This window comes from Psychrobacter sp. ANT_H3 (assembly GCF_027919975.1).
GTDB classification, from domain to species: domain Bacteria; phylum Pseudomonadota; class Gammaproteobacteria; order Pseudomonadales; family Moraxellaceae; genus Psychrobacter; species Psychrobacter maritimus.
In genome coordinates this window covers 45,084-57,951 of sequence record NZ_JAQISM010000001.1, presented here as the reverse complement: position 1 = coordinate 57,951, position 12,868 = coordinate 45,084, and the positions used below count along the sequence as shown (strand labels likewise).

The window sequence follows — 12,868 nt, the reverse complement described above, 5'->3', positions numbered from 1 at the left end:
GTGCTTGGCAAGAAATTAGCGAGAAAAACGATTGGCGCTAAAGGGCTTAATATCAACGAGTGTTGGTTTGTCATGAATCATCTCTTCGACGATACGACCGGTCATTGGCCCCAAAGTAAAGCCTTGATGGCTATGACCAAAGGCAAACCATAATTTGTCATGCTTAGGCGCAGGGCCGATAACTGGCTTCATGTCCGGCATACAAGGACGTGAGCCTGCCCATGCTTCACTTTCAACGGCATCTTCTAGCGGTAGAATTTTGCGCGCAAGTTTTAACACGGTATTTAATTGACCAAAGTTCTTTGGCGCATTCATCGTGGTCATCTCAGCACCGGTGGTAATGCGGATACCTTGTTGCATTGGACCCATGACAAAGCCTTTATCCATATCAAACATACTATGATGAATGGTATTTTTTTCATTCACTTTAAAATGCTGATGATAGCCACGCATCGGGAACAACGGCAAATCATAACCAAGCGGTTTGATTAAATCATTCGACCAAGGTCCAGCGGCAATGACCAATTTATCACTGTAATAAGTGTCATTGTCGGTAACGACTTTCCAGCCGTTTTCTTCTTGTACAATTTCTTTGACGCTGCTTTCTTTGATGGTACCTTGCATTTCTTGGAAGTTTTTGGCATAAGCTTTTACAAGCGAGCTTGGGTTTGACACTTGCCAAGAGTTGAGCCAATGAATCGCACCAACGAACGCGTCAAAATTGGCGCTAGGCTCCATGGCTTTTAATTCTTCAACCGTCAAGACGTTATGTTCAACACCCTGATTGCGTGCGTCAATAGCGGCAGCAATGGCTTCTCTAAACGTCTCTTCAGAACGATGCAGCTGCAACCAGCCATCACGGGTAATCAATTCATCAGCACCAGAGGCTTCAATCATGGTTTGGTGCTCGCTGGTACAATGCTCAATCAGCGTCTGCCATTCCGCTTCTATTTTTTTGACTGAAGCAGGTGTAGAATATTTCCAATACTGCAATAGCGCCTGATGATAGCGCAAAATCGCCGGAATTCGATAGCGAATATCAGTCCCTTGGTTCGGCAATACGCGTATCATTTCAGTCAGATGGCGCGGAAACGGATGGGTATGAATCGCCTCACGCTGAATCAACCCCGCATTGCCGTATGAAGTCTCAGAGCCCGGTAATTTTTTATCTAACAGCAATACTTGAGCGTTATTTTTTTGTAGATGCCAAGCAACTGAGGTGCCGACCATCCCTGCACCGATAACGATCACTTCATAGCGCATAACTTGTCCTTTTTTAAGGTCTTAATACAGAATGTCAAATATGAGAAATAAGAGATAAGGGAGTAATAGTAACGCATTGCGCGCCAGATTAAACCCTTATGATATAAATATTTTTGCTATTAAATACTTTTGGTTATGGATTTCAATGGAAGGTATTTTTGATAGGAATAATGGAAGTATGATTGAAAAAATAGTGCTGATGTAAGTAGATTAAAAACAATAAACGATTTCAAAAATGAGGCAGCTAAACGTTGCAATGTTAGCTGCCTTTTAGAATTAATGACTATTTTAGCGTTAAGAGCGATGCATATCCTACATTTATCACAAGCTATCACCACCAAATCGGATCTTCACTCGCTAGCGTCTCTAAAAGCCTTTTATTAGTCTCGACCGTTAACTTATCAGCAGGTAGCTCAGCGATAAATCTTGCGGGCTTATCAAAGTATCCTGAATAGCTTGAGAAGTACTCTGGCGCGGTTAAAAACAATCTGCTCTTAGCACGACTACAAGCAACATAAAACAGCTTACGCTCCTCCTCTAACTCTTCAAAATCACTGAGCGAGCGATAGTGCGGCGTCATACCATCGACGAGGGAATTGACAAAAACCACTGGCCATTCAAGTCCTTTGGCACTATGAATGGTAGAAATGGTGACTTTATCATTACTATCTTCGCCTTTTTCAGATTCGCCTGCGGTAGCAACTGAATCATTGGGCGGATCAAGGGCAAGATTTTCTAAGAATTTATCAAGGCTGTCGTACTCTGTCGCTAAGTTTTTGAGCACGCGAAAATCTTCACTACGTTCACGCCAATTCTCTTCAATCGTTTTTAGCAGAGGAATATAAAACTCTAAAATCCGCTCAATCACCATTTCGACTGACTCTGCCTGACTGGCTTTGGTCAAAGTCGTATGCAATGATTTAAGCTGTGGGCTTTTTTTCGCAAATGAAGGTAATAGTAGCGGCTCGAAAGTATTGTTGTTAACGTTATTATTCACATTGCTATCGGCATTAATTGCTTGGGTCAAACGCGTTGCCGTTACTGCCCCCACCCCTTTAAACAAGGTTAAAATACGGTGCCATGCAATCGTATCATTTGGGTTATAGAGTATTTTAACAAAGGCTAAGACGTCCTTGATATGGCGTCTTTCAATAAAGCGGATGCCGCCTACGACAATAAAGGGAATATTGCGCTCCATAAATTCAAGCTGAACGTAGTTGGATTGAAAGGACGTGCGGCACAAGACGGAAAAATCTTGATAATCGTAATCCGGTTTTAATTCGATAATTTTATCAGCGATATACTTTGCTTCTTTGGTTTCATCGCTTAAACGGCGAAAAACTGGCTTTATGCCTTCTATAGATGCGCCCGAGTACAATTGCTTTTGATAGCCTAACGTGATTTGAGCCGATAAAGCATTGATATAATCAAGCACCGCTGGCGTACTGCGATAATTTTGCTCTAGCTTAATCAGTTTTGCTTCGGGATAGCTTTCGCCAAATAATAAGATATTTTCATAATTGGCACCGCGAAAGGCATAAATACTTTGGTTATCATCACCAACAACCATCAGCGACACCGATATAGGCGCACAGATGAAGTCAATGAGTTCTTTTTGCGGAATATTGGTGTCTTGATATTCATCGACCATGACATAACGATATTGCTTTTGTAGCAGTTGACGAAAAGTGTCATTGTGCTTTAGATGCCGCACCACTTGGCTAATGATGTCATCAAAATCGTATAAATGGTTGGCGCGCTTATACTCATGAAAGTCGACGGCCAATTGCTCAATAACAGGAATATGCACGGCGATATCAGGATAACTGCTTTCAATTAAGTCACGAATATGAATGCGCCGATTTCTAGAGGTTGAGAAGATATTTTGCAAGGTTTTTTTGCGCGGAAATGCTTGATTGGTTATTTTGGCCGGATACTTTTTTTCTTTATTAATCAAATCAATAGCGTCTTCACTGTCGCCGGTATCTAAAATAGTAAAGCGCGGATTGATACCAAGTAGCCCAGAATATTGGCGCAATAACATATTGCAAAATGAGTGAAAAGTGCCGCTAGTGATATCATTTAACGCCTTACCGTTTATGTGACTATTATCATCTAGACGGCTAGCCAACAAAGTTCTAGCGCGACTTTTAATCTCATTGGCCGCTTTACGGGTAAAGGTTAATAGCAGAATCTCTTTTGGCGCTACACCATTTTCTATTAGGTAGCTGGTTCTGTAGGTCAGGGTTTTGGTTTTACCAGAACCTGCACCGGCGATAACCAACACCTTGCCCTCAGTTGTGGTAGCAGCCAATAACTGATTAGGATTTAACTCACTGGCATAATCCACTTGCAACCCTAAATGACTGGCAAGCCGTTGCTCTAATATTTCAGTATCCGCATTTATCAAGTTGGCCTCGAGCTTTTTAATCGCCTGCTCAAGCCGCGTAAGCTTGGGTTTCATGTCAACGAAATTTTGCGGATAATTATAATGGTGGGTAGCAAAAATGGTGGTCATTATTAACAATTGCCTTTGGTATGGTTTATCGTGCTAGCTATTGATGACAGCGTAGCAGCATGCATCATCATTTGTAGGTAGTAGCTTATCATAATAGGCAAAGCTCTGAGCTTCGTTGATAACGAACATTGATATTAAATGGCGGTATTAAATGGCGTTATTAAGTATTGTTATTGACCATAAAAATTGAAACAGCAAGCACAACAACCTCACCCATTTTGGCTGAAATTTGCTACAATATGCCCAATTTTGAGTTACTATTTTACGAAGTCTTATACTGACTGATTTTATTAATATATTGAGAGCATGTTATGGGTTTTAATTGCGGCATTGTCGGTCTACCAAACGTGGGTAAATCCACCCTGTTTAACGCCTTGACCAAAGCGGGTATCGCCGCTGAAAACTTTCCATTTTGTACCAAAGATCCCAACACGGGTATCGTTCCAGTACCAGATCCACGCCTGAAAAAACTGGCTGATATCGTCAAGCCTGAGCGCGTATTGCCTACGACCATGGAGTTTGTTGATATCGCAGGTTTGGTCGCTGGCGCCTCAAAAGGTGAAGGTATGGGCAACCAGTTTTTAGCCAATATTCGCGAGACCGATGCGATTGCTCACGTAGTACGCTGCTTTGATGATGACAACGTCGTCCACGTTGACGGCCGCGTCAGCCCTATCGATGACATCGAAACCATCAATACCGAATTGGCATTGGCAGATTTAGAAGCCGTTGAGCGCGCTATCCACAACTTAAGCAAAAAAGCCAAAGGCGGTGATAAAGACGCCTCTGCTATGCTCGATATTTTCAAAAAAATCGAGCCATTATTAGCAGAAGGTAAAGCGGCTCGCGCTGCCAATTTAGACAAAGACGAACAAAAACTGATCAGAAGTTATGGTCTGATTACCCTAAAGCCAACCATGTATATCGCTAACGTTGCTGAGGATGGTTTTGAGAATAATCCATATCTTGATGCAGTGCGTAACTACGCGACTGGCGAAGATTCTATTGTCATTGCCCTATGTAACCAAATCGAATCTGAAATTGCTCAGCTTGATGAAGATGACAAAAAAGACTTCCTAGCTGAAATGGACATGGAAGAGGCTGGCCTTGATCAAGTTATTCGCGGCGGGTATGAGTTGCTTGATATGCAGACTTATTTCACTGCGGGCGTCAAAGAAGTCCGCGCTTGGACAGTCGCTGTTGGTGCAACGGCTCCTGAAGCCGCTGGTGTGATTCATACTGACTTTGAACGTGGCTTTATCCGCGCTGAAGTGATTGCTTATGATGACTTTATCGAATACAACGGTGAAAAAGGCGCAGCTGCGGCCGGTAAATCACGCTTAGAAGGCAAAACCTATATCGTACAAGATGGCGACGTGATGCATTTCCGCTTTAACGTTTAACGTTTAATAAAGCGGATTGCGTGTTTACACAGTCTTATTAGAGAACAACCAAAAGCCAGCTTCAAAGCTGGCTTTTTTTATTATAATAAAGGGAAGAACGTTAAAATAATTAACCTCTCTAAAAACAACGATAAAATAAAATGATAAAAATAACGGACTATAACCTATGACTGCTTCTGTTAATCAAGTGCTTAATTCCAGTGACCATTGGGCAAAATTATTTAATGCCCAGCGTTTAGGGAGTCATAAAAAAGCCCCTGCCGAGGACAGCGCGCGCTCCTCCTTTCATAAAGATTACGACAGACTGGTGTTTTCACACTCCTTTCGCCAGCTTAACCAAAAAACCCAAGTCCATCCCCTGACCAATCAACTCGGTATTCATACGCGCTTAACACACTCGCTCGAAGTTTCTTGTATTGGACGCTCCTTGGGCATTATGGCAGCAGAAAAGCTGCATGATAAATTAGATGGTGGCTTACCAAATGGCGTCGCGCCCGCTGATGTCGGTGTTATTGTACAAGCGGCATGCCTTGCCCATGATATCGGCAATCCACCGTTTGGTCATGCCGGAGAGTACGCCATTCGTGACTGGTTTATGCATCCTGACCGTCAAAAGGTTTTGCACAACCTGAGTAGCAATGAGCAGTTGGATTTGCTGGCTTATGAAGGTAATGCGCAGGGATTTCGCATCCTTGCCCGCAATGAGCACCATCCTGACTTAGGCGGTATGCGTTTGACTTGCGCCACTTTGGGCGCGTTTATGAAATACCCTTGGCTTGCAACCCATAGCAACCTCATTTATCAAGGCAGTCCCACCACTAACATGCAAAAATTTGGCTGCTTTTATAGTGAGGCAGCTCAATTAGAAGAGTTAGCAGCACGTTTACATCTGCCGCGCTCCGAGCAACACGATGGCTTTGCTCGTCATCCGCTGGCTTATTTATTGGAAGCGGCAGACGATATCTGCTATGCACTGATAGATTTGGAGGATGGCATCAATTTGAATATGCTAAGCTATGCGGAGGTTGCGGCTATTTTTTATGAGCTGATTGGCGAGCGCCCTGATACTCTTAATCTACCCACTCATGTGTCAGTCAGGCAGCATTTGGCATCGCTGCGGGCACGGGCAATGATGCGTTTGGTCAATGCCGTCACCGATGCTTTTGTAGCCAATAGTAACGCTATGCTAGCAGGGACGCTACAGGGCAGCCTGTTTGCCCATTGTGATGCAACTGTGCAAAGCGGCATCGCTCAAGCTAAGCAATTGGCGCGTGAAAAAATATTTAATCACCCAAGTAAAGTACGCATGGAGCTGATGGCCAATCAATGCCTGCAGCGCCTGCTCGATGCTTTTATGCCATTGGCTTGGACAAATGAGACCAGTGCTTCCATAACCCAAATGTCCTTTGAGCAGCAGCGTCTGCTAAAATTGCTACAGCCGCATCTCGATGAGCATCGTCGCGTTTTATCCGATGACACCTATGATAATATGCTCAATGTCTTAGACTTTATAACCGGTATGAATGACCATGAAGCGTATCGATTGGCGCAAGAGCTACAAGGACATTGGGGCACCATTGTTTAAACAACATTTTTAAGCAGCAAGCTTAAAAAGAAGTCTAGAATTAATTTAAAACCAAGCTTAAAATTCAGTCTAAAACCAATTCCAAAAACTGGACAATCAACGATAACCGTCTATTTCATTCGTATTTTCGCAATGAAATGAGTATGATAGACATCTATCAGGTAATTTTGAAATATTATGAGTAGTCGCGAACAAAAGAAACTTCAAACTCGGCACGCTTTTTTTAATGCGGTGCTCGATTTATGTATGACGGGGCAATCTTTTAGCTCAATCAGTCTCAGGCAAGTCACACGTGAGGTTGGCGTGGTGCCGACCGCCTTTTATCGCCATTTTGATGACATGGAATCGCTCGGCCGTGCCTTGGTTATCGAAGAGTTGGGCGGTACGCTAGCAACTTTAAGTGACAACCTGCAAATTGGGCGCAAACGTAGCTTTGAGCGTCAAATCGCTAAAAGTATCCAGATGTTTTTATATATGGTCAGCGAGCAGCCGTGCTATTGGCAATTTTTAGTCAGTGAACGCTATGGCGGCTCAGAAGCGGTACGCAAAGCCATCAATGAGCTGATTAAAAACCACGGGCAGAGTCTAGCAGACGATTTAGCCCTACAACCTGCTTTTGCCCATATCAATACTTATGACCGTAGATTATTGGCTGAGGCTGGGGTCAATATGTTCTTTTCCTGGATTATTGATTGGCTAGAGCTGACCTATACCGAAGACCATGATGATGAAGTCGACTTGGCTGATATTGAAGATAAAAAACAGCTGATGCTGCATAATTGTACACGGCAAGCACAGATGCTGTTTTATGGTGCTTACAACTGGAAATCTACTGAAGAAACCCGTTTAAGTGATTAATTGGGCTTAATTTTTGCACGTTATTTAGCACTGGCTATCTATAACCATTAGAAAACTGGCCTAAAAGCCCAAAGTCGCTGCGTCACCACGCGTACCTCTTTGGGCTTTTTATTGTCAGTATTTTTAGGGTTTTTCGCATTACTATCAGCGTTATTAGCATCATTGCTATTTTCATTACTGTTATTACTGCTATTTGCTATTTCACCCTCAGCCGCCGTTTTACTAATAACAATGGTCGCAAAGCGTTGTCTTGCCTGACCACCATCTGCATTATCACTAGCGGTAATAAGTGCCATAAAAGCTTGGCTATCAACCGCTAATAATGGTGTTAATGCCTTACGCTGCTCTGCTTTTACACTACTTAATATCGGCAACTGCCAGATATCATCAATAGAGCCAAATGCTTGCTTTGCTCGCAGCTCAACGATGCTCTGCATTTGCTGACTGCTCGCACCCTCTAGCAAAGCGGCCAGCAAAACGGGGCTGGCGGTATTGATATTAATGGGTAAATAATACGGCACCGCTGTGATATAGGGACGCAGTGCCGCTAATACTTGCGCATTAAGACCCTTCACTTCTGCTAATTGATCGATACTGACCAACGCTTGATTGGGTAAAATGTTGTCCACGCCGCTATTAGTCTGCTGAGCATAAACCACGCTTTCATCACCGCCATCTTGATAGACCTCGCTGTCGCCATCTTGATAATCAAGGACGGCAATGGCGATATCAGGCTCTAAATTTAGCTGCGTGAGTAACCTTTGAAAGACGGCCAATGCGGCAGTATCAACGGCGCCATTGTGATATAAATTATTAATATTAAAACGACTGCCCTCATCGCGTAATTCGATGCCGATGCTATGTGCGCCTAGCGTATAAGGCGGTATTGGCTGCGCCCAAATATCCTGCGCGCTATCGGTATCATTTAATTTAGCATCAGCACGAATCAAGGTAACGGCCAATTGCTGACCTGCGTTGATATCTTGTAAGAGCTGGTTTTGGTCAAACAATAAGCCGCTACGCCTAATGGCAATCTTTTGGCTGGCCAGCATCGCCCCTGCAACCACGGTAATACTGACCACCAATAGCAAAATAGTCAGCAGCGCGACCCCACGTTGAGAGTTGGCTTTCATAGAGGTTATAGGCATCATTGGCCTCATTTGTGGCTTAGTTGGCATAAACAGTCTCTATCATTGACCAAATGGGGCATTTTCAGTAGCGTTGCCTGAGTTATTATTTGCTACATTGCAATTGGCTGCATTATCGTTATTGGTGCCGTCATTACTGTTGCCGTTATTGTTGTTATTACTACCGTTATCATTGCCATTAGGATTGTTAGGAATATTTTTATTGCTGGTATTGGTACTTATATTTGGGATTGGCTGCGGAGTAAGTGCCCATTGCCAAGTAATGGGCATATCCTGATAAGTAAAGTTGAGCACAATCCCTTTTGGCAGTAGCATAATCTCAGAGGGCGCATTGGCTGAATTTGCCGTCGGCGCTGCTAAAGCATTGTTATTGATGTTGCCGCTGTCTTTATTGGGGAATTTGGCACTTAATTCAGGTAAATAAGCTTGCCAATGCCCAGCCGTAACACCTTCAAGCAACACACTATCTAGACTAATGCTGTCACTGCCACCGGCAAGACTGGCATATTGACGGCGAATTAAGCGCTCATCAGCAAAAATGTATTCGATATGCTGCACACTCGCGCTGCTTTGATAACGTGGGTCGGGGTCGGCAAAACGCACAAAGCTGATACGTGCGCCGTCTAGGCTCATAAAAGGTTCAGGCGCTGGTGCATTTTCTTGATTGCTATTATTAGTATTATTTGCAGTGCTGTTAGTTGCAGCATTGTTGGTTGGAGCGTTATTAATTAAGGAATTAGCACCTTGCGTATCCACTGCCTGATAAGGAATCATTTGGTTCATATCTTGCTGTAACTGCAGATAGGCATATTGCAAAACCGCTAAATTATCCGCATGAAATTGCGCCCGTTCACGCGCACGGTTAACGCCATCAAATACTTGCCAGCCTGCAACTGCTAACATGGCAAATATCGCCATCGCAACCATCAGCTCTAGCAAAGTGAATCCATGATTTGATTTCATGGATTGCCTCCATTAGGGTTTAATCGGCTCAAATCCAAACTGCCGACTTCTTGCTTAGCGTTACTTAGCATCACGTTGATATCCGTTACTGCGCTGCGTGTCTGTCCGTCTATAATGGGTGCAACAGTAATATTTACCTGCTTTAATGCGGGTGTGATGGCATCTGTGGCAGTCATTGTCACTTGCCAATCGCGACCTTGGGCATTGATAGTTTGGGTTTTGTTGGCCGTCAGCCACGTATCTTGAATACGCAAGTCCGCTGCCGCGTTTTGTGCAACAAACTGCGCTAGCGTACGAGTGCGCAAAACATCGACAGAGCTTAAATACGCACTACTTGCCCGGCTCGCGGCAACGGCAACGACCGCCAAAATCGCTAAGGCAACCATGACCTCAATCAGGGTAAATCCGTGCTCATATTTTGATAGAGCGGGCTTTAGGTTTGTATAGGTATGTTCGGCCTTATCATTATCTATCATAAGTTAGCGCCCTTGCCCTATCGACATACTGCCATCAGGCATAATCGTAATCACCTCACCCACCAAACGCGAATTATGGCGTACCTCAATCGTTACCGGCGTGGCCTGACCTGTCCCAAACCACAGTACTTGCGGTACGTTTTGGTCGGTAAACCACGGCTGCAGCGCTTGCGTTTGGCCTGCGTTTGTTTGATTACCCGCATCCAAGCTTTGCACGCTTAAGCTCACACCCGTAGGCAGTGCAGGCAAACTAACTTCTGGCTCAAGCTCCCAGCTTGGTGTGGGTGCTTTATCTGCAGCAGCACCTGACATGCTCGTCAAATCCGCTGACAGCTCCATGGCGTTCTTAGGTGTGCTGCCTCCACTAGAAGAGGTGGAAGCCTGAGTTTGATAAGCAACATAAGGATTAGATAGAGTGACAATGACGGGCGTGACTTGACCTTGTTTATCAGCTTGTAAGCTCAAACCCATGGGCTGCATACGCTCAGCGGACAACAATCGTACATAGCTCAATGAATCCGTTAAATGCTCATAAAAAGCACGGTTTTTGCGCGATTCACTACTACCGACCGACAAACTCATCATGCCAGCAAATATGGATAGAATGACGACCACCACTACTATTTCTACAAGGGTGAAGCCCGCTTGCCTGATGTGGCTGTGCGCGTGAGGAGCTGCTATTGAAGAAATTGAGGAAGTCGGTTTTGACATACAAAAGTCATCTAGAATGGTGTCATTTTATTAAAAATGACACTGAATTGGGTGGTATGAGTATGATGGAGATAAAACGATAGATATGCCTGATTAAAAAATAAATCTGTACACATGTTAGAAGATAAATTTAACGTGCTGCCATACAGAATATAACAACACGGATTTTATAAAAAAATAACTCAATACATTAAAAATATAATAGGAATCTAGTAATTGGTATTACGGTGCTCTTCTGACTCAGTATCGATTTGCTCCACCAATTCTTGCATATCCTCATCCATCACCTCATCATCGGCCGCTGGATAATGGCTTGGCAATTCAAGCATTTGCTGCACAAAGGCATAACGCAAAGTATCACGGCGACCTAAGTAGCGCTGATAAAAACTTGAGTTTAATAATCCTGCGCCGCCCTGACCCATCGCCCAAATCGAGGACAAATAATCGCGCGTACTTAAGCTACTATGCTGCTCTTGCAAATACGCACTGATAATATCAATCAAACGCTTCATACGCTGACGACGAATATCGTAAAGCTCGCCGAATAAGCGATTCAAACCCGTCACCGATGCCGCCAAACGCTCTTCGATTTGGTTAAGAAGCATGGCTTTTTGTGGATTAAACAATTGCTGAAAAATCATACGTGCGACACCTGCCGACGGGCAGTCATCAATACGGTTAATCTCAAATAACTGCTCTTCATAACGAATAATAATACGCAGGTAGAGCTCATCTTTACTGGAGAAATGCTTATATAAGGTGCCTTTAGCCAAATCAAGCTGGTCGGCCAAACTGTCCAAAGTGATATCACCATCGCCTGACTCAAGTAGCAATTGCTCTGCCATCGCTAAGATATTCTCTTCTCGTGCCTTGAACTGGTGCTGACGACTCATAATCTCTCCTAAAATCTGACAATATCATGCATATGACCATCATTTACATCGGTATATCGGCAGCGCATGTATAAGTCATGCAACGGCTACGCCAATATCATCCAAGGAAATATGCTTATGTTTGCTAAATAGTCATTTATAATCATAAGGTTAAGTTCAGTATTATGAATACTTATAGAACAGAACCAGAAGACTAGCTAATAAATGACTGAGTGGTCATAGCATAACCATTTTAGTGGTACTGTGCCAGTAAATTCTCAAAGTTTTTTGCAGTCATTGCACCTACTTCCTCGCTACTACAGCCGTACATCTCAGCAAGATAGCTTGCCACATATGGCACGTATGCTGGCTCATTGGGTCTACCACGTTTAGGAACCGGTGCTAAATACGGGCTATCGGTTTCGATAAGTATTCTATCTTTGGGCATATTTTTTGCAGCATCTTGAATCATTTGTGCACTTTTAAAGCTAACAATGCCTGAGAATGAGATATAAAACCCTAAGTCTAATGCTCGTTTTGCGGTTTCCCAGTCTTCAGTAAAGCAATGAATGATACCGTGTTCAGCGCCTTCCGCTTTTAAGATATCAAGCGTATCTTCTTTAGCATCACGCATATGCACGACTAGAGGTTTCTTCAAGCTTTGGCTAGCATGAATATGACGCGCAAGGCTGGCTTTTTGCTCTTTTTTATTGTCTGTCGACCAGTAATAGTCCAGCCCTGTTTCCCCTATCGCCCATACATGGTCAGCATCAGCAGTTTCTATCAAGCGCTCAACCGTCGCTGATTGTAAGACGCTGATATCTTCACAAGGATGAATGCCGACGCTCATACCAAGATTTAGCGTTTCATCCCCATAAGTGTTGACGATATTGGCAATCTCATCATATTCAGCGAAATCACACATAATGGCCATCGCACGGGTGACATTGGCTTCTTTCATCGCGGCAATTGCGCCGGACAATTGACCATCATACTTGGTTAAATCTAAACGGTTTAGATGGCAGTGGCTATCAGTAAACATAAACAATCTCGTTAATAAAAATCAATAAG

At 43.7% G+C, this 12,868-nt stretch carries 11 protein-coding genes; 3 read left to right on the top strand and 8 right to left on the bottom strand.

Annotated features, from left to right (window positions below):
* Positions 1–15 precede the first annotated feature (15 nt).
* Both PG901_RS00235 and PG901_RS00230 read right to left on the bottom strand, forming a co-directional pair.
* Positions 16–1,263 carry an NAD(P)/FAD-dependent oxidoreductase gene (locus PG901_RS00235; protein WP_271133047.1) on the bottom strand — a complete coding sequence of 416 codons (1,248 nt, stop codon included), beginning with the start codon at positions 1,261–1,263 and terminating at the stop codon, positions 16–18.
* Between the two features lie 331 nt (positions 1,264–1,594).
* Positions 1,595–3,784 carry an ATP-dependent helicase gene (locus PG901_RS00230; RefSeq protein ID WP_333780644.1) on the bottom strand — a complete coding sequence of 730 codons (2,190 nt, stop codon included), beginning with the start codon at positions 3,782–3,784 and terminating at the stop codon, positions 1,595–1,597.
* A gap of 308 nt (positions 3,785–4,092) precedes the next feature.
* On the opposite strand from PG901_RS00230, the gene ychF reads away from it, so the two are divergent.
* From ychF to PG901_RS00215, 3 genes are all read left to right on the top strand, one after another.
* Positions 4,093–5,184 carry a redox-regulated ATPase YchF gene (ychF, locus tag PG901_RS00225; protein ID WP_201564938.1) on the top strand — a complete coding sequence of 364 codons (1,092 nt, stop codon included), beginning with the start codon at positions 4,093–4,095 and terminating at the stop codon, positions 5,182–5,184.
* 166 nt (positions 5,185–5,350) lie between these two features.
* Positions 5,351–6,769, top strand: a complete 1,419-nt coding sequence (locus PG901_RS00220; protein WP_271133045.1) for a deoxyguanosinetriphosphate triphosphohydrolase — start codon at positions 5,351–5,353, stop codon at positions 6,767–6,769.
* A gap of 177 nt (positions 6,770–6,946) precedes the next feature.
* Positions 6,947–7,627, top strand: coding sequence for a TetR family transcriptional regulator (locus PG901_RS00215; RefSeq protein ID WP_201564940.1), 681 nt, complete (start codon positions 6,947–6,949; stop codon positions 7,625–7,627).
* Between the two features lie 47 nt (positions 7,628–7,674).
* Here the strand turns inward: PG901_RS00215 and gspK are convergent, their stop codons facing one another.
* The 6 genes from gspK to PG901_RS00185 all read right to left on the bottom strand — a co-directional run bounded on the left by gspK (position 7,675) and on the right by PG901_RS00185 (position 12,839).
* Positions 7,675–8,778: a type II secretion system minor pseudopilin GspK gene (gene gspK / locus PG901_RS00210; RefSeq protein WP_271133044.1), complete on the bottom strand. Its 1,104-nt coding sequence runs from the start codon at positions 8,776–8,778 to the stop codon at positions 7,675–7,677.
* Between the two features lie 39 nt (positions 8,779–8,817).
* Positions 8,818–9,738, bottom strand: a complete 921-nt coding sequence (gspJ, locus tag PG901_RS00205; RefSeq protein WP_271133043.1) for a type II secretion system minor pseudopilin GspJ — start codon at positions 9,736–9,738, stop codon at positions 8,818–8,820.
* Positions 9,735–10,214 carry a type II secretion system minor pseudopilin GspI gene (gene gspI, locus PG901_RS00200; RefSeq protein ID WP_271133042.1) on the bottom strand — a complete coding sequence of 160 codons (480 nt, stop codon included), beginning with the start codon at positions 10,212–10,214 and terminating at the stop codon, positions 9,735–9,737. The genes gspJ and gspI overlap by 4 nt, the downstream gene beginning before the upstream one ends.
* Before the next feature lie 3 nt (positions 10,215–10,217).
* Positions 10,218–10,925, bottom strand: coding sequence for a prepilin-type N-terminal cleavage/methylation domain-containing protein (locus PG901_RS00195; protein WP_271133041.1), 708 nt, complete (start codon positions 10,923–10,925; stop codon positions 10,218–10,220).
* 209 nt (positions 10,926–11,134) lie between these two features.
* Positions 11,135–11,818 carry a TetR/AcrR family transcriptional regulator gene (locus PG901_RS00190; protein ID WP_068405549.1) on the bottom strand — a complete coding sequence of 228 codons (684 nt, stop codon included), beginning with the start codon at positions 11,816–11,818 and terminating at the stop codon, positions 11,135–11,137.
* A 232-nt stretch (positions 11,819–12,050) separates the two neighbouring features.
* Positions 12,051–12,839, bottom strand: coding sequence for a TatD family hydrolase (locus PG901_RS00185; RefSeq protein WP_271133040.1), 789 nt, complete (start codon positions 12,837–12,839; stop codon positions 12,051–12,053).
* Between the last annotated feature and the right edge of the window lie 29 nt (positions 12,840–12,868).